This window comes from Streptomyces guryensis, assembly GCF_021261325.1.
Taxonomy (GTDB): domain Bacteria; phylum Actinomycetota; class Actinomycetes; order Streptomycetales; family Streptomycetaceae; genus Streptomyces; species Streptomyces guryensis.
On the sequence record NZ_JAJSBI010000002.1, the window covers coordinates 278,596 to 300,461 of the forward strand.

At 73.6% G+C, this 21,866-nt stretch carries 17 protein-coding genes and 1 pseudogene; 9 read left to right on the forward strand and 9 right to left on the reverse strand.

Going from position 1 to position 21,866, the window contains the following annotated elements:
- Positions 1 to 46: 46 nt before the first annotated feature.
- A complete protein-coding gene (locus tag LJ657_RS05185; RefSeq protein ID WP_232647023.1) occupies positions 47 to 2,953 on the forward strand; it encodes a SpoIIE family protein phosphatase in 2,907 nt (968 codons plus the stop codon).
- Here the strand turns inward: LJ657_RS05185 and LJ657_RS05190 are convergent.
- Entirely contained in the window at positions 2,929 to 4,242 is a 1,314-nt protein-coding gene (locus tag LJ657_RS05190) for a hypothetical protein (protein ID WP_232647024.1), read from the reverse strand. The two genes, LJ657_RS05185 and LJ657_RS05190, sit on opposite strands and share 25 nt — an antisense overlap.
- Before the next feature lie 114 nt (positions 4,243 to 4,356).
- On the opposite strand from LJ657_RS05190, the gene LJ657_RS05195 reads away from it, so the two are divergent.
- Both LJ657_RS05195 and LJ657_RS05200 read left to right on the forward strand, forming a co-directional pair.
- A complete protein-coding gene (locus tag LJ657_RS05195; RefSeq protein WP_232647025.1) occupies positions 4,357 to 5,595 on the forward strand; it encodes a molybdopterin-dependent oxidoreductase in 1,239 nt (412 codons plus the stop codon).
- Positions 5,595 to 6,056: a hypothetical protein gene (locus LJ657_RS05200; RefSeq protein WP_232647026.1), complete on the forward strand. Its 462-nt coding sequence runs from the start codon at positions 5,595 to 5,597 to the stop codon at positions 6,054 to 6,056. Before LJ657_RS05195 ends, LJ657_RS05200 begins: the two co-directional genes overlap by 1 nt.
- A gap of 176 nt (positions 6,057 to 6,232) precedes the next feature.
- Here LJ657_RS05200 and LJ657_RS05205 read toward each other — a convergent pair.
- From LJ657_RS05205 to LJ657_RS05215, 3 genes and pseudogenes are all read right to left on the reverse strand, one after another.
- Positions 6,233 to 6,934 (reverse strand): annotated as a pseudogene (locus LJ657_RS05205) (class I SAM-dependent methyltransferase); the annotation flags it as partial.
- Positions 6,931 to 7,539, reverse strand: a complete 609-nt coding sequence (locus tag LJ657_RS05210; RefSeq protein ID WP_232647404.1) for a TIGR04282 family arsenosugar biosynthesis glycosyltransferase — start codon at positions 7,537 to 7,539, stop codon at positions 6,931 to 6,933. The pseudogene LJ657_RS05205 and the gene LJ657_RS05210, both read right to left, overlap by 4 nt.
- Before the next feature lie 5 nt (positions 7,540 to 7,544).
- Entirely contained in the window at positions 7,545 to 8,228 is a 684-nt protein-coding gene (locus LJ657_RS05215) for a glycosyltransferase family 2 protein (protein ID WP_232647405.1), read from the reverse strand.
- Between the two features lie 187 nt (positions 8,229 to 8,415).
- Between LJ657_RS05215 and LJ657_RS05220 the strand changes: the two genes are divergently transcribed.
- Together LJ657_RS05220 and LJ657_RS05225 are read left to right on the forward strand one after the other, a co-directional pair.
- Positions 8,416 to 9,153, forward strand: coding sequence for a response regulator transcription factor (locus LJ657_RS05220; protein WP_232647027.1), 738 nt, complete (start codon positions 8,416 to 8,418; stop codon positions 9,151 to 9,153).
- 2 nt (positions 9,154 to 9,155) lie between these two features.
- Positions 9,156 to 10,268 carry a sensor histidine kinase gene (locus LJ657_RS05225; RefSeq protein WP_232647028.1) on the forward strand — a complete coding sequence of 371 codons (1,113 nt, stop codon included), beginning with the start codon at positions 9,156 to 9,158 and terminating at the stop codon, positions 10,266 to 10,268.
- 4 nt (positions 10,269 to 10,272) lie between these two features.
- Here the strand turns inward: LJ657_RS05225 and LJ657_RS05230 are convergent, their stop codons facing one another.
- From LJ657_RS05230 to LJ657_RS05245, 4 genes are all read right to left on the reverse strand, one after another.
- Positions 10,273 to 10,578: a hypothetical protein gene (locus LJ657_RS05230; protein ID WP_232647029.1), complete on the reverse strand. Its 306-nt coding sequence runs from the start codon at positions 10,576 to 10,578 to the stop codon at positions 10,273 to 10,275.
- A 219-nt stretch (positions 10,579 to 10,797) separates the two neighbouring features.
- A complete protein-coding gene (locus tag LJ657_RS05235; RefSeq protein WP_232647030.1) occupies positions 10,798 to 11,799 on the reverse strand; it encodes an NAD-dependent epimerase/dehydratase family protein in 1,002 nt (333 codons plus the stop codon).
- Positions 11,800 to 12,054: 255 nt separating this feature from the next.
- Positions 12,055 to 13,524 carry a sensor histidine kinase gene (locus tag LJ657_RS05240; RefSeq protein WP_232647031.1) on the reverse strand — a complete coding sequence of 490 codons (1,470 nt, stop codon included), beginning with the start codon at positions 13,522 to 13,524 and terminating at the stop codon, positions 12,055 to 12,057.
- Positions 13,521 to 14,210, reverse strand: coding sequence for a response regulator transcription factor (locus LJ657_RS05245; RefSeq protein WP_232647032.1), 690 nt, complete (start codon positions 14,208 to 14,210; stop codon positions 13,521 to 13,523). The genes LJ657_RS05240 and LJ657_RS05245 overlap by 4 nt, the downstream gene beginning before the upstream one ends.
- A 153-nt stretch (positions 14,211 to 14,363) precedes the next feature.
- On the opposite strand from LJ657_RS05245, the gene LJ657_RS05250 reads away from it, so the two are divergent.
- From LJ657_RS05250 to LJ657_RS05265, 4 genes are all read left to right on the forward strand, one after another.
- The gene (locus LJ657_RS05250) at positions 14,364 to 15,701 is read left to right on the forward strand and encodes a ferredoxin reductase family protein (RefSeq protein ID WP_232647033.1); all 1,338 of its coding nucleotides are present in this window, start codon (positions 14,364 to 14,366) and stop codon (positions 15,699 to 15,701) included.
- 19 nt (positions 15,702 to 15,720) lie between these two features.
- A complete protein-coding gene (locus LJ657_RS05255; protein WP_232647034.1) occupies positions 15,721 to 16,431 on the forward strand; it encodes an FMN-binding protein in 711 nt (236 codons plus the stop codon).
- Between the two features lie 4 nt (positions 16,432 to 16,435).
- Complete coding sequence (locus tag LJ657_RS05260; RefSeq protein ID WP_232647035.1) at positions 16,436 to 17,176, forward strand: FAD:protein FMN transferase; 741 nt, start codon at positions 16,436 to 16,438, stop codon at positions 17,174 to 17,176.
- 287 nt (positions 17,177 to 17,463) lie between these two features.
- Positions 17,464 to 20,613 carry an ATP-binding protein gene (locus LJ657_RS05265; protein ID WP_232647036.1) on the forward strand — a complete coding sequence of 1,050 codons (3,150 nt, stop codon included), beginning with the start codon at positions 17,464 to 17,466 and terminating at the stop codon, positions 20,611 to 20,613.
- On the opposite strand, the gene LJ657_RS05270 is transcribed toward LJ657_RS05265, so the two are convergent.
- On the reverse strand, positions 20,603 to 21,832 hold the full coding sequence (locus LJ657_RS05270) for a cytochrome P450 (RefSeq protein WP_232647037.1): 1,230 nt from the start codon (positions 21,830 to 21,832) through the stop codon (positions 20,603 to 20,605). The genes LJ657_RS05265 and LJ657_RS05270 overlap by 11 nt on opposite strands.
- Positions 21,833 to 21,866: the final 34 nt, after the last annotated feature.

Here is a 21,866-nt window from a genome sequence, read left to right on the forward strand (position 1 = left end):
GCGTACCGATCGGCGGTGCGCGACCGGGCCTGCTCCAGGTGAGGAAGTGATATCGGTGTCCGTCGCCTGGGACGACATCGGCGGTCTCGTCGATGCCCACGAACGTTTCCTGGCAGGTGCACGGGTCGAGGCGGACGTCCGGGGTTCGGTGCTCGAATCCTGGAAGCGCTGCCGCTCCGCAGGGCTCGAACCCGGCCATCTGCTCGTCCCCTACGAGCAGGGCCTGACCCTGGACGAACGGTTCCTGAGCGCGGCCGACCCGGTGCTGACGAGGCTGAGCGCCTCCCTGGCGGAAATGGGCACGTCGATCGCGCTGTGCGACGCGCGGGGCCGCATGGTGCGGCGCCTCGACGCCGACCTGCGGCTGCGCGACCGGCTGGACGAGGTGAACTTCGCGCCGGGGTTCGACGCCTCCGAGCCGGTGGTCGGTACCAACGGCGTCGGCACCGCACTCGCCGCGCGCGGCCCGGTCTACGTCGTCGGCCGTGAGCACTTCGCCGACTGTCTGCAGCCCTTCGCCTGCGCGGGCTCGCCCGTCCGCAATCCGCTCAGCGGCCGGATCGAGGCCGTCCTGGACCTCACCTGCCTGCGCGACGACGGCGATCCCACCATGCTGCGGCTGGTCCGGGCAGCCGCCCGGGACATCGAGAGCCGCCTCCTCGAACAGGCCACGGAACGGGAACGCGCACTCCTCGCCGCCTACCGGCGGGCCGCCCTCGACGTGGGCGGAGCGGCACGGCCCACCGTCCGTCCGCTGCCGGGCGACGGCGACGGGCACGACGGCGACGGGCACAACGGCGACGGTCTCGGCCGGATCGACCTGGCCGTACTACGCGAGCGGGCCGAGGAACTCATCGCCTCGCCGGGCCGCACCCTCGACGAGGTTCCCCTGTCGGGCGGCCGTATCGCCACGCTGCTGCGGCGTCAGGTCATGGGCGAGGCCGGGGAGACGGGCGTCGCGGTGGAGGCGCGCATCCTGGGCGGGCCGCGGCTGACCGGGCTCGGGCTGCCGACGTCGCCACCGGTCGCCGGGCCGGTGCCGGTGGCGACCCCGGGGGCCGGCGGGCCGCCGCCGGCCGCGCGCGAGGCGACGGCCCCGACGGTGACCCCGCCCGCCGTCGTCGTGCGAGCCGTCTTGCCCCCGCCGCCACCGGTGGCGCAGCCCGCCGAAACCGTCGGCGACATCCTCGACGGTGCCGAGAGCCGGCTGCTGCTCGTCGGCGAGCCCGGCGTCGGACGACTGGCCGTACTCGCGCGCAGGCGGCTGGAGTTGCTGCATGACGCGGGGTTGCGGATCGGCACCACCCTCGACGTCACCCGCACCGCGGAGGAACTGGCCGAGGTGACCGTGCCCCGGTTCGCCGACTTCGTCGCCGTCGACCTGCCCGACGCGGTGCTGCGCGGCGAGGAGCCGGTGGCCCTCGGCGGCCGTACGGCGCTGCGCCGGGTCGCCATCCGCGCCGTACGCAAGCAGCCCGCCAAGCTGTACGACGTCGGCGACACCGTCGAGTACGTCCCGTCCACGCCGCAGGCCCGCTGCCTGGAACTCACGCAGTCCGTCATGGAACCCGTCCTGGCGGAGGCGGGCGGCTGGATCGCACAGGACCCCGAGCGGATGGGACAGGTGCTCGCGGCGGGCGTCCACTCCCTGATCACGGTGCCGCTGCGGGCCCGCGGCACCACGCTCGGCGTGGTCAGCTTCTACCGCTCCGAGCGGCCCGCCCCCTTCGAGGACGACGACCTCTCCCTCGCCCAGGAGCTGGTCCTGCGCGCCGCGACCTGCATCGACAACGCTCGCCGCTACACCCGCGAGCACAACACCGCCCTCGCCCTGCAGCGCAGCCTGCTGCCCAAGGGCCGCCCCGAGCAGAGCGCCGTCGAGGTCGCCTACCGCTATCTGCCCGCGCAGGCCGGGGTCGGCGGAGACTGGTTCGACGTCATCCCGCTGTCCGGCGCCCGTGTCGCCCTGGTCGTCGGGGACGTCGTCGGCCACGGTCTGCACGCCGCCGCCACCATGGGCCGGCTGCGCACCGCCGTACACAACTTCTGTGCCCTCGACCTGCCCCCGGACGACCTCCTCGCCCACCTCGACGACCTGGTCGGACGCCTCGACCGGGGCGAGGGCTGGGAGGTGGAGAGCACCCAGGCCGACTCCGGCATAGTCGGAGCGACCTGCCTCTACGCCGTCTACGATCCGGTGTCCCGGCGCTGCACCCTCACCCGCGCCGGGCACCCCCTGCCCGCGGTCGTCGCCCCGGACGGCACGGTCGAGTTCGTCGACCTGCCGCCCGGCCAGCCCCTGGGCCTCGGCGGCATGCCCTTCGAGACCGTCGAGCTGGAACTCGCCGAAGGCAGCCAACTGGTGCTCTACACCGACGGGTTGATCGAGGGCAGGCTGCGCGACATGGACTCCGGCCTGGACCGGCTCGGCACCGTCCTGGCCGTCCCCGACCGGGCCCCGGAGGACACCTGCGAGGCGGTCCTCGACGCCCTGCTGTCGGAGCGGCCGAGCGACGACGTGGCGCTGCTGGTCGCCCGCACTCACGTCCTCGGCGAGGAACGGGTGGCCGAGTGGGTCCTGCCCAGCGACCCGGCGGTCGTCTCCCGCGCCCGTACCGCGGTCACCGGACAGCTCACCGCGTGGGGGCTGGACGAACTCGCCTTCACCACCGAACTGGTCGCCAGCGAACTCGTCACCAACGCGATCCGTCACGCCACCGGGCCTGTCCAGCTGCGTCTGCTGCGTGATCGTGCGCTGCTGTGCGAGGTGTCCGACGGGAGCAGCACCTCGCCGCGGCTGCGGCGCGCTCTCACGGAGGACGAGGGTGGGCGTGGGTTGTTCCTGGTGGCTCAGCTCACCGAGCGGTGGGGGACCCGGTATACGCCTTACGGCAAGGTGATCTGGACGGAACAGCCGCTTCCCCGAGCTCACCACCAGGTCAGCAGCAGGTGATTGACGAGCAGCGCCAGCACCGCCTGTGCGGCGAGCCAGGCGCGCGGCCGGGTCAGGAAGGCACAGGCCGGGAGCAGCCACACCGCGAACGGCAGCCAGATGCGCTCCGTCTCCGCCTTGCTCATGCCGGAGGCGTCCGCCACCAGGATGGCGATGAGAGCGGCGGTCGTGAGAACAGCCAGGCGTAGGGCGGGACTTGGGGAGCGTCCGACGAGGGTCGCTCCGGTGCGCCGCAGCCCCGCCGCCGTCGCCGGGCCCACGATGAACACCGTGCAGGCGAGGTTCGCCCACACCCAGTAGGAGTACGGCCGTACGCCGCCCACCCCTTGGTAGTAGCGGGTGACCAACAGGTGGTAGGCCGTCCACCAGTTGAAACCCAGCGCGGTGAACACGGCCGGGACGACGGCCAGTCCGGCCAGCAGGAAGGGCAGCGGGCGGGCGCGGCGGGAGCCCAGCAGGAGGACGGCGGCGGCGATGAGGGCGAAGAGCGTGAGGCCGTAGGAGAGATAGGCCGTCAGACCGAGGAGCAGGCCCGAGACGAAGCCCGTCGCCCGCGGGCGGTGTCCCGTCACCGCCAGGGCCAGGAACGCGACGGCCCAGGCGGCGACGCCCGTGAAGTAGCCGTCCGCCGAGGCACCCACCCACACCGCGCCCGGCAACAGGACCAGGAAGGGCGCGGCACGGCGGGCCAGCTGCTCGTCGGCGAGCGCCCGTACGGCGACCAGGACCGCGGCCGCCGCGGTCGTACCGACGGTGATGACGAAGGCACCGGCCCAACCTCCCCCGCCGAGGCCGATCCGGTCGAGGAGGACGAAGGTGACGCTCGCTCCCGCCGGGTGCCCGGCTACATGGGCCGGCCAGTCGTGGGGGCCGCTCACGATGTGCTGGGTGAAGTCCCGCAGGGTGTGCGGGATGTCGTGAAAGCGGCCGATGACCTGGAGGTACTCGTTGCCGGTTGTGAGCCGCTGGGCAACGCCCCGGTACCAGCCGTCGACCAGGGCGAGGGACCACGTCCAGGCCATGCCCGCTCCCCACGCGGCGAACAGCAGGGGGCGCCAGGGCAGGCGGGCCGCGAGAGTGGGGCCGTAGATCACGACGGCCACCGCGACGGCGATCGCCGCCGGGGTGCCGGGGCCGACGTGAGGTTCCCATTTCGCCAGCAGCGGGGGCCAGGGGACGTAGAGGGAGCGGTCGCGGTGCTCGATGCCGGTGCCGACGACGGCGGCCGTCACAACGAGCAGGGCGGCTGCCGCGGCGGCGTACAGGTCTCGGCGGAGGTCGCGGTTCACGGCGGAAACGCTAGGCCGGGGAACCTCCGCCGGACGGCTGACATGCGTAGACGTCAGAGTTTCGTCATGGTTCGCGGACCCGGTCCTGGGCCGGTCCGGACCTACGGTCGGAGCATGAGACGGACTCCCTTCTCGCCCTCCTTCTGGCGCAGCCCCTTGCGCGGCCCCTGGTTCACCTCGGTCCTCGGCGTCGTCCTGCTCGGCGGCATCACCGTGCTGTTCGTGACGGGACTGCTGTCGTACGCCGCCTACAACCCGGACCTGTCGCCGGTGAACGACCAGACCCCGGACAAGGGGATCCTCGGCTTCTACCTCTTCTCCTGGCCGACCGATCCGCACTGGCTGTACCGCCTGACGCAGGGCGTCCACGTCACCCTCGGGATCACCCTGATCCCCGTGCTGCTGGCCAAGCTGTGGTCGGTGGTGCCGAAGCTGTTCACGCTGCCGCCCGCCCGCTCCCTCGCGCACGCGCTGGAGCGGATCTCGTTGCTGCTGCTGGTCGGCGGCGGCCTGTTCGAGTTCGCCACCGGCGTGCTGAACGTCCAGCTCGACTACGTCTTCCCCGGCTCCTTCTACCCGCTGCACTTCTACGGCGCGTGGGTGTTCTTCGCCGCGTTCGTCGCGCACGCGGTGCTGAAGACCCCGGCGGCCCTGCGCAACCTGCGCGGTCTGCGTCAGCCGCCCCAAGTGGCGGAGGAAGAGCGCGAGTTGGTGGCACCCGACCCCGATCCGCCCACCGTCTCCCGGCGGGGTGCCCTCGGACTGGTCGGGGGCGGCTCGCTGCTGCTGTTCGGCACGACGGTCGGGCAGGACTTCGACGGGCTGCGGTGGTCCGCCGTTCTCGCCCCGCACGGGGGCGCCGATCCGGGCAGCGGGCCGGGCGGGTTCCAGATCAACAAGACCGCCGCGTACGCCGGCGTCGGTGCGGCGGAGCGGAGCGAGGAGGCGTGGCGGCTGACCGTCAGCGGACGGTCCGGCACCGTCCGGCTCAGCCGCGCCGACCTGCTCCGACTGCCCCTGCACAGCTCGGCGTTGCCCATCGCCTGCGTCGAGGGCTGGTCGACCTCCGACCAGTGGTGGCGTGGCGTGCGGCTCCGGGACCTCGCGGCCCTCGTCGGGTACGACGGCGATACGCCGGACGTCTTCGTGGAGTCGCTGCAACGGCACGGCGCGTTCCGGCGGGCCGCCCTGCGCGCCAACCAGGTCGCCGACCCGCGTTCCCTGCTCGCCCTGTTCGTCAACGGCGAGGAGCTGACCCCCGACCACGGCCATCCGGCACGGGTCATCGTGCCCGCGGCGCCCGGTGTGCTCAACACCAAGTGGGTGGCCCGGATGACCTTCGGAGACCTGTGATGAGGCGCCCGCGGTTCGCGCTGCCGGTCGGCAGCCCGCTCCAGATCCTGCTGCTGACCTGCTCGTTCGCGCTCGCCGCCTATGCGGGGGTGCAGCTGCTCGCGGGGGACTGGTTCGGGGTCGCGGTGTGGTTCGTGGGGGCGGCGCTGCTGCACGACCTGGTGCTGCTGCCGCTGTACGCGGCGGCGGACCGCGCCCTCGTGAAGGCGGCGGGCCCACGGCGGAGGTGGGTGGGGTACGTCCGGGTGCCGGCCGCCCTGTCCCTGCTGCTTCTGCTGGTCTGGTTCCCGCTGATCGGCGGGCAGGTGACGGCGGGTTACGCGTCCGCCACCGGCCTGTCCGCGGACCGCTTCCTGTCCCGCTGGCTGCTGCTGACGGCCGTACTCTTCGGCGGCTCGGCGGTGCTGTTCGTGCTGCGGCTGCGCAGGGCGACGAAGCAGCGGCCCCCGGCGGTCCACTGATCGACGGCACGCCAGCCCGCGCGGCGCGCGTGCCGCAGCAGGGCCGGCGTGCCGAGCCGGGCCCACGGAAAGGGGCTGCCGGCGGCTCCGCGCGCGTCGGTGACATGGACCCGGACCCGTTCGTCGAGGTCCGGGTCCGGGACCGTCTCGGCGATCAACAGGCCGCCGGGGGCGAGGAGCCCGGCCATCCGGTCGAGCAGGGCGCGCGGGTCGCCGCCGATGCCGACGTTGCCGTCGAGCAGGAGTGCGGTGCCCCAGCGGCCCTCGGCGGGCAGTGGCTCGAAGACGGAGCGGCGCAGGGCCTGCCCGCCGAGCGCGACCGTCCGCGCGACGGCCGCCTCACTGACGTCGATGCCGAGCACCGGCAGCCCCCGCGCACCCAGCGCGACAACCAGCCGACCGGGCCCGCACCCCACGTCGAGCACCGCCCCCTCACACCGCCGCAACACCTCCAGATCCACCGCGTCGGCCTCCGCACACCACCGCTCGACCTCCAGCAGGAGCAGCCAGCCGTCGGCCCGGCGCAGGAACAGCGGGCCGCGGCCGGTGCGCAGGGCGTAGGCATAGGGGTCGGCGGACCAGGTGCCGTCGTCCGCGGGGGCGAGTGGTGCCGGAGGGACGGCGCCGGGGCGCGGGCGGACTGTGGCGGGGCTCGGTGCGTGGCGCCACGGGGCGTCGGTGCCTGAGCCGGAGCCGTCGGTCTCCGCGGCCGGCCTTCGGAGGGCCATGGGGCCGCTCGCCGCCTCGGCGTCGGTGCCGGGGGTCGGCGGTCGCGTGTCCGATGGGGAGCCGTCCGTCTGCCCGGCCGGTCGGGCGTGTGCTGTGCCGGGGGCCGGCTGGCGTCCGATCCGTGCGGTCAGCTCCGGGGCGCCGCTCATCGGCCCGCCGCCGCGAGGTGGGCCAGCTGGGTCGCGAAGCGGCCGGTGGGGGCGGTCCTGGCGACCAGTTCGGCGTCGTACGCCGTGTCGACGTCCCGTAGGCGCGGCAGGTTCCGTACGCGCAGTCCTGCCAGCCGGGCGCGCTGGTCGGCGCCCGTGTGGGGTGTCGACATGGGGACGCCGAGCAGGAAGGCCGGGTCGGGGTCGGCCAGGCCCAGGGCCCAGAAGCCGCCGTCCTCCGCGGGGCCGAAGTACGCGTCGCAGTCGGTGAAGTCGACGCTGAGGAGCTCGGGGGTCACCTGCGGGGTGTCCATGCCGATGAGGAGGGCCGGGCCGTCGCAGTGCGCGAAGGCGGCGGCCAGGCGTTCGTCGAGGCCGCCCGGACACTGCCGTACGACCTCGAAGCCGGGCGGCAGCCAGGGGCCCGGCTCACCCTCCAGGACCAGGACCCGGCGGTGGGCCGGGGTCTGTGCCACGGTGTCCAGGGTGTCCGCCAGCGCCGCCTCGGCGAGCGCGGCCGCCTCCCCAGGGGTGAAGGGGGGCGTGAGCCGCGTCTTCACCCGCCCCGGCCTCGGTTCCTTCGCGATGACCAGGAGCGTGGGCAGGGCGGTCATGGGCGCACTCCTTCGCGTACCTGCGGCTCCACCGGCGGCTCGGCCAGGACCCGGCTCATGTCCCGCACCGCCTGCCAGGTGCCGCGCCAGGTCCCGGTCACCTTGGAGGCGCCCGCGCGCGGGCGGTACGGGACGTCGTACTCGGCGATCCGCCAGCCCGCGTCGGCGGCGCGGACGACCATCTGAAGGGGGTAGCCGCTGCGGCGGTCCGTGAGGGCGAGGGACAGCAGCGGCTCGCGGCGGGCGGCGCGCAGCGGACCCAGGTCGCGCAGGCGCAGGCCGCTGCGGCGCCGGAGGAGGCGGGCGAGGGCGAGGTTGCCCGCGCGGGCGTGCAACGGCCAGGCGCCGAGCGACTGCGCACGGCGCCGGCCCAGCACCAGGTCGGCCTCCCCGGCCCGGATCCGCTCCACGAACGGCACCAGGTCGGCCGGGTCGAGCGAGGCGTCGCAGTCGCAGAAGCAGACGATGTCCGCCGTGGCCGCCGTCAGACCGGCATGGCAGGCGGCACCGAAGCCACGCCGCGCCTCGCGCACCACACTCGCGCCGAGCCCGCGGGCGATGTCCGCCGAGCCGTCGGTGGAGCCGTTGTCCACGACGATCGCGCGCCAGCCGGGTGGGATGCGGTCCAGCACCCGGGGCAGGGCCTCGGCCTCGTCGAGGCAGGGGAGCACGACGTCCACGGACGTCGCGCCCGGTTCTCGTACGTCTCGTAGGTCCCGTACTTCGGATTCGTCTTTGTCAGAAGGGGGCGTCACGGCACTCACCCTACGAACGGGAATCAGGCAAATCGGGCTTCGGCTCCTTACGAAACACGGACGTCAGGGGCGGACGGCGGCATGTTCGCGCGTGCGGTGCGAGGCTGGCTTCATGGAGCAGCAGCAGTACGCACAGGGCGGTGCCCGGGTGCTCGTCGTCGACGACGATCCGACCGTCGCCGAGGTCGTCACCGGGTATCTCGACCGCGCCGGATATGTCGTGGACCGGGCCGGCGACGGCCCCGACGCGCTCGCCCGCGCCGCCGCCCACTGGCCCGACCTCGTCGTCCTCGACCTGATGCTGCCCGGCATGGACGGCCTGGAGGTGTGCCGACGGATGCGGGGGCGCGGACCGGTGCCGGTCATCATGCTCACCGCGCGGGGCGACGAGGACGACCGCATCCTGGGCCTGGAGGTGGGTGCCGACGACTACGTCACCAAGCCGTTCAGCCCCCGCGAGCTCGTCCTGCGCGTCGAGTCCGTGCTGCGCCGCACCCGCCCCGCCCAGCCCTCGGGCCTGCTCCGGGCGGCCGGGCTCTCCGTCGACCCGGCGTCCCGCCGCGCCGTCAAGAACGGCGCCGAACTCGCCCTCACCATCCGCGAGTTCGACCTCCTCGCCTTCTTCCTGCGGCACCCGGGCCGCGTCTACAGCCGCGAGGACCTGATGCGCGAGGTGTGGGGCTGGGACTTCGGCGACCTGTCGACCGTCACCGTCCATGTGCGGCGGCTGCGCGGCAAGGTCGAGGACGACCCGGGCAGGCCCCGGCTGATCCAGACGGTGTGGGGCGTCGGCTACCGCTTCGACGGCTCCGAAGACGGCTCCGACGGCGTCTCCCGAGCGGAGGCGTGACCATGCACGCCAACCTCCTCATCGCCCTCTTCGCCTTCCTCGGCGCCGCCGCGGCCGGACTGCTCGGCGCCTGTGTGCTGCTGCTGATCCGGCGCCGCTCGCTCGCCCTGCACCTCGGTGTGGTCGCCGCCGTCGCCGTCACCGCGATGCTCGCGGGCACCCTCGCGGTCGCGCAGGCCATGTTCCTGTCCGGGCACGACCTGAAGGTCGTCACGACCGTCGTGGCGATGGCCGCCGTGGTCTCCCTGGCCACCGCCCTGCTGCTGGGCCGCTGGGTCGCCGCCCGCAGCCGCGCCCTCACCCTCGCCGCCCGCTCCTTCGGCGACGGCGGCGACTTCACCTCACCGGTCGGCCCCGCCACCGCCGAACTCGCCGCCCTCAGCCGCGAGTTGGAGGCCACCGGCGCCAAACTCGCCGAGTCCCGGGAACGCGAACGCGCCCTGGAGTCCTCCCGCCGCGAACTCGTCGCCTGGATCTCCCACGACCTGCGTACCCCCCTCGCCGGCCTGCGCGCCATGTCCGAGGCCCTGGAGGACGGCGTCGCCGCCGACCCCGGCCGCTACCTCAGACAGATCCGCACCGAGGTCGAGCGCCTCAACGACATGGTCGGAGACCTCTTCGAACTCTCCCGCATCCACGCGGGCTCACTGGCGCTCAGCCCCAGCCGGATCTCCCTCTACGACCTCGTCGGCGACGCGCTCGCGGGCGCCGACCCCCTGGCCCGCGAGTACGGCGTACGGCTGGTCGGCGACCGGGTCGAACCCCTGCCGGTCGAGGTGGACGGCAAGGAGATGAGCAGGGTGCTGGGCAATCTGCTGGTCAACGCCATCCGGCGGACGCCGGCCGACGGCACGGTCGCGATCGCCGCGGAGCGTTCGCCGGACGGTGTGGTCGTGTCCGTGACGGACGCCTGCGGCGGCATCCCGGAGGAGGACCTGCCCCGCGTCTTCGACACCGGGTGGCGGGGCACGCATGCCCGGACTCCCCCTGCGGGCGCGGGACTCGGCCTCGCCATCGTGCGGGGCATCGTGGAGGCGCACCAGGGGCGGGCGAGCGTCCGCAACATCCCGGGCGGCTGCCGGTTCGAGGTGACCCTGCCGGTCGCGGAGGCGTGAACGGTCACCTCTCGGGGCGGCAGTCGATGTCGGTCGGGGACACGCTCCGGCAGGTGAGCCCGCTCCCGGGGCCGATGGCATGCGAGAGGAGCGGCGCGACGAGCTTCTCGCAGGACCCGTCCGCGCCGTCCTCGGAGTCCTCGCTCGCGTGCTTGCAGGCCCTGTCGATGACGGCGGCGCTGTCGATCTTCTCGCCGGGCGGCGGTGTGTCCGCGAAGGCCGACGGGGCGAGGAGGAACACGCCGATCACCGGTGCGCCGAGCAGCGCGGCGATCCGGGTGCGGGTGGGCTTGAGGGTACGCCGGAGCATTCTGCGGTCCTTTCAACTGATTTGTGCCGAACAGCGCCATGATCGACGACAACGACGTCGGCCAGGCGTGGACACGCTCAGTGCGTCCGCGTGAACTCCCGCATTCCCGGAGGCCGCCGTTTTCGAGGTGGTGCTGCCCGCTGCCGCTTCGTGAATGCGGGCAGCACCACCGGTCTGTGGGCGCCACCGGGCTACCGGCGCCACCGGTCCATCGGGGGCCTATGCCTCACGCATTCCGGCCAGCGCGAACTCCCGCATGCCCTCCTCGAAGCCCACCCCGGCCTTCCAGCCCAGCTCCGCCCGCAGCCGCGCCGAGTCCGCCGTGATGTGCCGTACGTCGCCGAGCCGGTACTCCCCGGTGACGACCGGCTCCGGGCCGCCGTACGCCGACGCCAGCGCCCCGGCCATCTCGCCCACGGTGTGCACCTCGCCGCTGCCGGTGTTGTACGCGGTCAGCGCCCCGTCGCGCGAACCCGCCTCCAGAGCCGCCACGTTGGCCGCGGCCACGTCCCGTACATGGATGAAGTCCCGCCGCTGACGGCCGTCCTCGAAGACCCGCGGGGACTCGCCGCGGGCCAGCGCCGAGCGGAAGAAGGAGGCGACCCCCGCGTACGGGGTGTCGCGGGGCATCCCCGGCCCGTACACGTTGTGATAGCGCAGCGACACCGCCCGACCGCCCGTGGCGCGCGCCCACGCCGCCGCCAGGTGTTCCTGGGTGAGCTTGGTCGTCGCGTACACGTTGCGCGGGTCGACGGGGGCGTCCTCGCCGACCAGGCCGGGGGAGAGGGCCGCACCGCACACGGGGCACGGCGGCTCGAAGCGGCCCGCGTCCAGGTCGGCCACCGTACGCGGGCCCGGCCGCACCACCCCGTGCCGCGCACAGGCGTAGTGCCCCTCGCCGTACACCACCATCGACCCGGCAAGCACCAGCCGCCCCACGCCCGCCTCGGCCATGGCGGTGAGCAGGACCGCGGTGCCGAGGTCGTTGTGGGAGACGTAGTCGGCCGCGTCCGCGAACCCGGCGCCCAGGCCGACCATCGCCGCCTGGTGGCACACGGCGTCGGCCCCGGTGAGGGCGCGGCGGACGGCCGTGGGACTGCGCACGTCCGCCGCGGGATCGGCCCGGACGTCGTACACGACGGGCTCGTGCCCGTGTGCCTCCAGCGCCCGCACGACATGGGACCCGATGAACCCGGCACCGCCGGTGACCAGTACACGCATGCGGCCACGCTAGGGCCGTGACCAGGCGGGAGGCGCGGGCCGCGCCCAGGACGTCACGGGTCCGTAAGACCTCCGGGAGCCCCGGAGCCGGGCTCTGTCGTCGGGATCAGCTCGGCGTCGCGGGCCCTGGCACGCTCCCCCCACTGCCCTGAGGGCGCGGGGCCCCAGTGGCGTTGTCGTCACACCGCCCCACTCTCGGCCCCGCTCGAGCCGGGGCCCATGACCCCGCTCGGCGCGGCGGCAACGCACCGACCCCTACAGCCGACCTGGTCCCGACGACAGGGCCCGGGAGCCCACCGGCAGCGACACCGTGAACACCGCCGACCCCGGTTCACTGCGCAGCTCGATCGTGCCGCCGTGGGCGCGGACCAGGGAACCGGCGACCGGGAGCCCGAGCCCGCTGCCGCCCCGGTCCCGGCTGCGGGCCTTGTCGACGCGGTAGAAGCGGTCGAAGACCCGCTCCTGGTCGGCGGCCGGAATACCGGGGCCGGCGTCCGCGACCCGTACGACGGCCTGGTCCCCCGCCACCTCGACCGCCATCGACACCGGCGTACCGGCCGGCGTGTGCACGGCCGCGTTGGTGAGCAGGTTGTCCAGGACCTGGCGGATGCGGTGCGGGTCCAGACGGAGCTTCAGTGAGGGCGGGCCGGACGTCACCTCCAGGGGGCGCTGCGGATGGCTCGCCCGGAAGGCGGCGGCGGCCTCGTCCACCAGCTCCACCAGGTCCGTGTCCTGCATCCGCAGGGGCGCGTCCACCTCCGCCGCGTCGAGGCGGGCGAGCAGCAGCAGGTCGTCCAGCAGGACGCCCATCCGGGCCGCCTCGGCGCGCAGCCGGGCCAGATGCTTGTCCCGTTCCTCGGGGGCGTTGGCGGCGGCGTACTGGAAGAGGTCCGCGTAGCCCCGTACGGACATCAGGGGGGTGCGCAGCTCGTGCGAGGCGTCCGCGACGAAACGGCGCAGGCGCTGTTCCGCCTCCGCGCGGACCGCGAGTGAGTCGTCGATGTGCTCCAGCATGGTGTTGAAGGCGGTGCGCAGCTCCTCCACCTCCGGGCCGCCGCCCCGCTTGTCGGCGCGCAGCGGCAGCCGGGCCGCCGACTCGGTCAGGTCGTGCGAGGCGATGCCGTGGGCCGTGTGGGCCATGTCGCTCAGCGGGTTCAGGCCCCGCTTCAGCATCCGCCGGCCGAACACCACCAACGCCAGCAGCGCGAGCCCGAAGGCGATGACCTGGACCGTGATCAGCCGCCGTACCGTGTCGTCGATGTCGCCCATCGGTGCGCCGCTGATCAGGATCACACCGGGCTTGACCTCGCAGGCGCGCAGCCGGTAGGCGCCGTCGCCCGTGAGGTCCGCGGTGCGCACGAGCTCGCTGTCCGTGCCGGCCTGTGCCAAGGCCAGGGAGGCGAACGGGGCGACGTCCTGGGGGAGGTCGCCGGCCTCCTCAGGCTTGCGGAGCACGGCTCTGCCGCCCGACACGTCGTACACGGCGTAGTACCAGCCCCAGTACTTCTTGCCCTGGAGAGTGCCGGTCTCCGCGACGTTCTTGGACTGGGCGACCTGGGCGAGGCCCAGCTGGTCGTCGAGCTGGTGCGACAGGTAGTCCCGCATATAGGTCGTCAGAGCCGTGCCGACGACGGCGAACACCACCAGTGCCAGCGCGCCGAGTCCCAGCGCCAGCCGGGTGCCCAGCCGCAGTCCGCGGTAGCCCCGCGGAATCCGCCCGATCACTCGGCGGCCTGCCGGATGACGTAGCCGAAGCCCCGTACCGTCTGGATCAGCGGTTCGCCCGTGTCGTCGAGCTTGCGGCGCAGGCGGCTGACGACCAGCTCGACGACGTTCGAGCGGCCCCCGAAGCCGTACTCCCACACATGGTCGAGGATCTGCGCCTTGGTCATCACGGTCGGCGACTTGCGCATCAGGAAGCGCAGGACCTCGTACTCGGTGGGGGTGAGGGTGAGCAGCCGGTCGGCGCGGCGCACCTCGCGGGTGTCCTCGTCCATCGTCAGGTCCGCGACCCGCAGCACCGAGCGCTGGAAGGCCGGCCCGGCGCTGCGCCGCAGCACGGTGCGCAGCCGGGCCATCAGCTCCTCCACCGCGAACGGCTTGACCAGGTAGTCGTCGCCGCCCCGGGTCAGCCCCGCCACCCGGTCGGCGATGCCGTCCCGGGCGGTCAGGAACACCACGGGCACCATCGTGCCGTTGTGCCGCAGCCGGTCGAGCACGCCGAAGCCGTCCAGGTCCGGCAGCATCAGGTCGAGCACCACGATGTCCGGATCGAACTCGCCGGCCAGCCGCAGCGCCTCCTCACCGGAGTTCGCGGTGACCGCGTCCCAGCCCTCGTAACGGGCCACGGTCGCGACGAGGTCGGCGATGGGCGGGTCGTCGTCCACGACCAGGAGGCGTACTTTTTCCACCCGCTCATACTGCGGTACGTGGCTGGTGAGGCCATATCCCCGGGGTCACAACGAGCACATCGATAAGTACTTGAAAGTTGTCCGACAGCTTTTCGACAGCTCCCACCGGCCAAGCTCGGGTTACCCAGGACCCGATCAAGGAGTTGCCGTCACGTGACGACCGTCCAATCACCCCCTGCGCCCCCCACGGCGATACGCCCCAGGGTGGTGGCTCGCACGGGCCTGTACGCCGTGCTCGCCGCGAACGCCGCCGTGGTCGCCTACTTCTTCGCCCAGGCGGGCTTCGCCTCCAACGCCCTGATCGTCATCGGCCGCCTCTTCGGCCTCTACGGCGCCCTCGTCATGGCCTTCCAGCTGGTGCTGGTGGCCCGGCTGCCCTGGCTCGACCGCCGTATCGGCATGGACCGGCTGACCTCCTGGCACCGCTGGACCGGCTTCGCCCTGCTGTGGACGCTCCTCGCACACGCCGTCTTCATCACCTTCGGCTACGCCCAAGGCGCGGGTGTCGGTCCGATCTCCGAGATCGTGGACCTCGCCCAGACGACCGAGGGCGTGCTCCGCGCGATCGTCGCCCTCGGCATCATCCTCGTGGTCGGCGCCGTCTCGGCCCGCTACGCCCGCCGCCGCCTCGCCTACGAGACCTGGCACTTCATCCACCTCTACACGTATGCCGCCGTGGTGCTCGCGTTCACGCACCAGGTCGCGGTCGGTACGACGTTCACCGCGTCGTCCGCCGCCAAGGCGTACTGGTACGGGGTGTGGGGCGTGGCCCTCGGCGCACTGGTCCTGGGCCGCCTGCTCCTCCCGCTGTGGCGGAACCGGCGCCACCAGCTGCGGGTCTCCGCGGTCGTCCACGAGTCCGACAACGTCGTCTCGATCCACATGACGGGGCGCGACCTGGACCGGATGCCCGCGCAGGCCGGCCAGTTCTTCATGTGGCGGTTCCTGACCCGCGACCGCTGGTGGCAGGCGAACCCCTTCTCCCTGTCGGCCGCCCCCGACGGCCGCACCCTGCGCCTCACCGCCAAGGCGGCGGGCGACGGCAGCGCCGCCCTGCGGCACGTGAAGGTCGGCACCCGCGTCTTCGCCGAGGGCCCCTACGGAGCCTTCACCACCATGCACCGGGTGAGGTCCGAGTCCCTGCTCATCGCGGGCGGCGTCGGCGTCACCCCGATCCGGGCCATCCTGGAGGAGATCGAGGGCCACGCGGTCGTCCTCTACCGGGTCTCCTCGGACCGGGACGCCGTCCTCTACGACGAGTTGCGCGAACTCGCCGTCGCCAAGGGCCACGAGCTGCACCTGGTCACCGGCTCGCCCGTCCCGGACAAGCTGGCGCCCGGCGAGCTGGCGCGGCTGGTGCCGGACATCGCCGACCGGGACGTCTTCCTGTGCGGCCCGCCGCCGATGATGAACGCGGTGCTGCGCAGCCTGGGCGAACTGAACGTGCCCAGGCAGCAGATCCACTTCGAACGCTTCAGCCTGGCCGGATGAGGAAGACGGGAAAGACATCGTGAAGCGAGCCATACCTGTCGTCGTCCTGAGCATCGCGGGCCTGGTCCCCGTCTGGCGCTACGAGCCGTCGACCCCCGTAGCCTCCCCCTCCGTCTCCGCGTCCGCGGGTTCCTCCTCCGGCACCGGAGTCAAGGGCCCGACGGTCCAGACGGAGAAGGGCCCCGTCCAGGTCCAGGTCACCTTCGACGGCGACAAGATCACCGCTGTACGGATGCTCCAGCAGCCGAACCATCCGCAGACCACGGCGGCGGTGCCGAAGCTGGTCGCGGAGACGCTGAAGGTGCAGAGCGCGGACATCGACACGGTGTCCGGCGCGACGATCACCAGCAACGCCTACAAGAAGTCCCTCCAGGCCGCGATCGACGCGGACAGGGCGAACCCGAAGTCGTCCAAGTCCGCTTCGGACTCCTCGGACTCTTCGGAGTCCTCCTCGTCCTCCGACGAATCGGGGGGCACCGTCTCGGGTCCGACGGTGAACACCGTCAAGGGCCCCGTGCAGGTCCAGGTGACCTTCGGCGAGGACGACGAGATCACCGCCGTGCGGATGCTGCAGCAGCCGGACCATCCGCAGACGACGGCCGCGGTGCCGAAGCTGATCGCGGCGACGTTGAAGGCGCAGAGCGCGGACATCGACACGGTGTCGGGTGCGACGATCACCAGCGGGGCCTACCGGAAGTCGCTCCAGGCCGCGCTCGACGCGGAGGAGTGATCCGATGCACCGCGTCGAACACGTCATGGGCTTCCCCGTCTCGCTCCGGGTCGACGACGAGGACCTTCCCGAGTCGGCCGCCGACGCGGTCTTCGCGTGGCTGCGCGAGGTCGACGACCGGTTCAGCCCGTTCAAGCCCGACAGCGAGGTGTCCCGCCACGGCCGGGGCGAGCTGGACTCCCACGAGCTCAGCGACGACCTCGCCGAGGTCCTCGACCTGTGCGAGCACTACCGGATCGCCACGGGCGGAGCCTTCGACGTACGGCTGCCCGGCCGCGCCCTCGACCCCTGTGCGGTGGTCAAGGGCTGGTCGGTGCAGCGGGCGGCGGAGCTGCTGATGGCGGCCGGGGCGAAGAGTTTCGTGCTGAACGCCGGCGGTGACGTGGTCGCCGCCGGCGGCCCCTGGCGGGTCGGCGTGCGGCACCCCGAACACGCCGACAAGCTGTGCACCGTCCTCGCGCTCACCGACGGGGCGGTCGCGACGTCCGCGCGCTACGAACGCGGCGACCACATCATCGACGGCCGTACGGGCCTCCCCGCCACCGGGCTGCTCAGTCTGACCGTCGTGGCCGCCACCCTGACCGAGGCGGACTCGGTAGCGACGGCGGCGTTCGCGATGGGCGCGCGGGGCATCGAGTGGGCCGCCTCACTGCCGGGCTGCGAGGTGTTCGCCGTGGACGCCGGGGGGCAGGTGCTGCGGACGGAGGGGTTTCCGGTCGCGAGGGAGCCCTCGGCGGCCGCGTGATCGGCCGGTTGCCACCTCGCTGCATGGTCGTGCGGCTTGCCGAGGCCGGGCGTCGGCCCTTCCCGGCCGCCGGCGGCGGAGTGGGCGTCTGCCCGACCGTCTTCGTCCCGTCGCCGGGGAGGCGCACGTCGCCGCGTGGTCGTGGGGCTTGCGGTGGCCCGGCGTCCGCCGAGGCTTCCCGGGCGGCGCTCCCCGGCCCCTGGCGGCGGACGAGTCCTCCGGGCCCTGCCCGGGGTTCCGTGGCGGGGGCCCGCCCCGAGCCTCCCGCGCCTGGCTAACCTGGCGCGGTGACCATCGAGTTGACGCTGCTGTCGTCCGTCTCCCACCAGGGGCAGGAGATCACCGCGCCCCGGCTGCGGGGGCTGCTCGCGCTGCTGGCGGGGGAGTTGCGGGCGGGGTGCGGTGCCGGGCGGCTGGTCGACGGGCTGTGGCCGGACGAGCAGCCCGAGAACCCGGTCAAGGCGTTGCAGATCCTGGTGTCGAGGGCCCGCCGCCGGCTCGGGGCCGAGGTCATCGCCAGCACGCCGAGCGGTTACCGGCTCGCCCTGCGGGAGGACCAGGTCGACGCCTCCGCCGTGCTGCTGTTCGCCGCCGCCGGCGCCGAGAAGGCGAGGGCCGGGGACCACCCGGGCGCCCTCGCCGAGGCGGAGGAGGGGCTCAGGCTGTGGGACGGCGCCCCGGCCGGTGAAACGGGCACCTTCGGCGATCCCGTCGGCGAGCTGCGGGCCGAGCGGGCCGTGACGTACCGCGCGCTGGTCCGCTGCCGCGCGCTCTCCCTCGCCCGTACCGGCCGCCGGGACGAAGCCGCCGGCCCGCTCGCCGAACTGGCCGCCGACCGCCCCCACGACGAGGAACTGCTCCTTGAGCTGATGCGCTGCCAGACGGCCGCCGCGGGACCTGCCGCGGCCCTGGCCACGTACGACACCCACCGTCGCCGCCTGCGCGACGAACTCGGCACCGACCCCGGACCCGCCCTCCAGGAACTCCACCAGGAACTGCTGCGCGGAGAGGCACCCGTCGTACGGCGTGGCGTTCCGCACGAGCCCAATCCCCTCCTCGGCAGGGACGCCGACATCGCCGCCGTGACCCGGCTGCTGCACAGTGCCCGGGTCACCTCGGTCGTCGGACCCGGCGGCCTCGGCAAGACCCGCCTCGCGAGCGCCGTCGCCCGGGACGCCGAGCAGCGCGTCGTGCACCTGGTGCCGCTCGCCGGTGTCCGCCGGGACGCCGATGTCGCCGCCGAGGTCGCCTCCGCGCTGGGCGCCGGCGAGAGTCTGCGGCCCGCCGCGGGCGGCGAGGCGATCGCCGGCATCGTGGGTGCCCTGGGCTCCGGGCCCGCCCTGCTCGTCCTGGACAACTGCGAGCAGGTGGTCGGCGGGGTCGCCGATCTCGTACGGGCACTGGTGTCGCGGACGAGGGACCTGCGTGTCCTCACCACCAGCCGCGCCCCCCTCGGTCTGACCTCCGAGACCGTCTACCCGCTGCCCGAACTGGACCTCGCCACCACGGTCGAGCTGTTCGAGCAGCGTGCGCGGGCCGCCCGGCCCGACGTCGACCTGCCCGCCGACTCCGTGGCCGCCCTCTGCCGCCGCCTCGACGGCCTGCCGCTGGCCACCGAACTCGCCGCGGCCCGCGTGCGGGTGATGTCGGTCGCCGAGATCGCCCGCCGCCTGGAGGACCGCTTCGCGCTGCTGCGCGGCGGCCCCCGCGACGTCCCGCAGCGCCACCGCACCCTCCAGGCCGTCGTCGACTGGAGCTGGAACCTCCTCGACGAGGAGGGGCGGTCCGCCCTGCGCGCCCTGTCCGCGTTCCCGGACGGCTTCACCGCCGGCGCCGCGGAGCAACTCGCCGACACCTTCGACGCGTTGGAGGTCCTGGCGGACCTCGTCGACCAGTCGCTGCTCAAGGTGACCGACACCGGGTACGGCACCCGCTTCCGGATGCTGGAGACGGTACGGGAGTTCGCCGCCGCCCACCGGGAGCGGGCCGGCGAGGAGGCCGCCGTCACGGAGCGATTCCTCGGCTGGGCGAGGGAGTTCGGGGTCGTCCACCACGACGCACCCTTCGGGCCCGATCCCCTCTCCTCCTGGCAGCTGGTCCGCGCCGAGCAGGACAACCTCGTCCACGCACTCCGGCTCGCACTCGCCCGGGAGGACCTCGACACCGTCGCCGCGGTCACCGCCGTACTCGGCGCCCTGTGGACCACGGAGGCCAACTACCCGCGACTGATCGCCCTCACCGAGGACTGCGCCCGGCCGCTGTCCCACTACCGGCCCGGCCCCGCATACGTCGAGCCGGCCCGCACCGCCGCCGCTCTGCTGGCCGCCAACCTGTTCCTGGGCGTCGGGACGGGCGCCGTCCGCACCCTTGTCACCCTGCGCCGGCTGCCGTCCGCCGAACCGGACACACTGGTGCGCGCCGTGGCGGCGGTGCTGTGCGCCTTCCCGCAGGTGCTGACGGACCGGAATGCGCTGGCCGAACTGTGCGCCGCGAAGAAGCCGTTGCTCGCGGGCGTCGCCAACTGCGTCGCGAGCTACGTGGCGGAGAGCGGGCAACGGCCGGACCTCGCCCTGGCCGCCGCCCGCCGTATGGTCGAGCTGCTCGGTGACCGGGACATCCCGCTGCTGCGGATCTGGCCCGCCTCCCGGCTCGCCGAACTCTGCCTGCAGACCGAGCGCGGCGCCGAGGCCCTGGTGCATCTGCGGGCGGCGCTGGACGCCCTGGAGAGCCTCGGCGAATGGAACGACGCGATCGGCATGCGGTGGGGCCTGATGCTCGCCCATCTGCAGACCGGCGACCTCGACACCGCCGAGCACTGGCTGGAGGAGGCGCTGCGGCACCAGCCCGAGGGCGCCGCCTCCGACGCCTTCACACCCGACCTGGGCGCCCGCGCCGAGATGGCCCTCGCGCGCGGCGACACCGAGACCGGGCTCGGCCTGTGGCGCCGGGCCCTGGAGCGGCTGGACAACGGTCGCGCGGTCCCGGTCTTCGGCGACGAACTCCTCATGGAGGGCTGGGTGCTGGAGCTCCAGTCGGTCGCCCTCGTCGCACACGCCCGGCACGGTCGCACCGACCTGGTGGCGCCCCTGGCCGCGGCGCTGCCCCGCCGCCTCACCACCCTGCTGACCCGGCCCAGGCCGGCCCCGCACCACGTCACCGTCGAGTACCCGGTGTGCGGCGCGCTGCTGCTCGCGCTGGGTACGGTCGCCCTCGCGGACGGCGAGAGCGGGCGCGGGGCCCGGCTGACCGCCCTCGCCGAACGCTTCCGCGCCCTGCGCAACTTCCAGCCCAGCATGTCCTCGGCGCGCGCCCGCGAGGCCGCCCGGAACGCCGACAGGGCGGCGTACGAGGACGCGGTGTCCACGTACGCCGCCCTGGACGGGGACGGGCTGCGCGAGGTCGCACTCGGCCTGGTGCGGGACGGGCTCACAGCCTGACCGGCAGGCTCAGCAGGTGGAAGCCGTCGCCGGGCCAGTGCCCGAAGCGGACGTCGGCACGGTCCACGGCCAGCTCCGGTGCCGCCGGCCGCCGTACCAGAAGCTCCTCGAACACGACGCCCGTCACCAGCCGGCCGAGTGCCGCGCCGATGCAGTAGTGCGGGCCGTGCCCGAAGGCCAGGTGGCCGTCACCGCGGCCGAACTCCCTTGCCACGTCGAGGCGTTCAGGGGCGTCGTAGGCGGCCGGGTCGTGGTCCGCGGCGAACAGGGCGACCGTCACCGCCTCGCCCTTCCTCAGCCCGGTGCCGGCGAACACGAAGTCCTCGGTCGCGTACAGCGTGGCGCCCATGCGGACCAGGGTGACGTACCGCAGGAGTTCGGGGACCGCGCGGCCCAGCAGCTCGGGCTCGGCGCGCAGCCGCTCCAGCTGGTCCGGGTGGTCGAGGAGGGCGAGCACGGCGTGGGCGAGGAACAGGGCGGGCGGGGTGATGCCGGTGTTGATGAGCAGGAAGAAGACGGTGACGATCTCGTCGTCGGCCATCCCGCCGTCCGCCAGCAGCGCCGACACCAGGTCGTCGGCGGGCTCGGCGCGCCGCCGGGTGACCAGGTCCTTGGTGTACTGCACGACGCCGCCGAGCCCTTCGAGGACGCGGCTGCCGTCGCCGTACGCGAAGTCCCGGATCCAGCCGCAGACCTTGTCCTGGTCGGCCGCGTCGACGCCGAGGAGCGCGCAGATGACGGCGGTGCTCAGCGGGTAGGCGAACTCGCCCAGCAGATCGGCCTGTTCGCGCTCGGCAAGGGCCTCGATCAGCTCCCGCGCCGTCTTCTCCACGAAGGGGCGGAGCGCGGCGACCCGGCGGGCGGTGAAGGCGCGGGTGAGCGGGTTGCGGCGTCTGGTGTGCTCGTCGCCGTCGAACAGGGCCAGGTGCCCCGAGAGGTACTGCGCGTACTCGGGCGGGAGACCATCGGCACCCTGGGCCATCAACTCGGCCTGTGGATCCGGCATTTCGGAGTCCGGGATCGTCGAGCGGTCCCGGACCAGCCGCGGTTCGGCGAGCGCGGCCTTCACGTCCTCGTGGCGGGTGACGAGCCGTACGGGGGCGTTCAGACCAGGGAGGACGACGTGACCGAGGCCGGGGCGGGTGCGCAGGCCGGCGTAGGCGCCGACGGGGTTCTCGACGAGTTCGGGGGTGAGGTGAACGGGGTTCTCGGTGGTCATCTCGGTTTCCTTTCGGGGTGGTTGGTGAGGTCTG

Coding starts and splice junctions, on each gene's coding strand:
- LJ657_RS05195 (WP_232647025.1), top strand. CDS start 4,357: ATGAGACGGACTCCCTTCTCGCCCTCCTTCTGGCGCAGCCCCTTGCGC.
- LJ657_RS05200 (WP_232647026.1), top strand. CDS start 5,595: ATGAGGCGCCCGCGGTTCGCGCTGCCGGTCGGCAGCCCGCTCCAGATC.
- LJ657_RS05220 (WP_232647027.1), top strand. CDS start 8,416: ATGGAGCAGCAGCAGTACGCACAGGGCGGTGCCCGGGTGCTCGTCGTC.
- LJ657_RS05225 (WP_232647028.1), top strand. CDS start 9,156: ATGCACGCCAACCTCCTCATCGCCCTCTTCGCCTTCCTCGGCGCCGCC.
- LJ657_RS05230 (WP_232647029.1), bottom strand. CDS start 10,578: ATGCTCCGGCGTACCCTCAAGCCCACCCGCACCCGGATCGCCGCGCTG.
- LJ657_RS05235 (WP_232647030.1), bottom strand. CDS start 11,799: ATGCGTGTACTGGTCACCGGCGGTGCCGGGTTCATCGGGTCCCATGTC.
- LJ657_RS05260 (WP_232647035.1), top strand. CDS start 16,436: ATGCACCGCGTCGAACACGTCATGGGCTTCCCCGTCTCGCTCCGGGTC.
- LJ657_RS05270 (WP_232647037.1), bottom strand. CDS start 21,832: ATGACCACCGAGAACCCCGTTCACCTCACCCCCGAACTCGTCGAGAAC.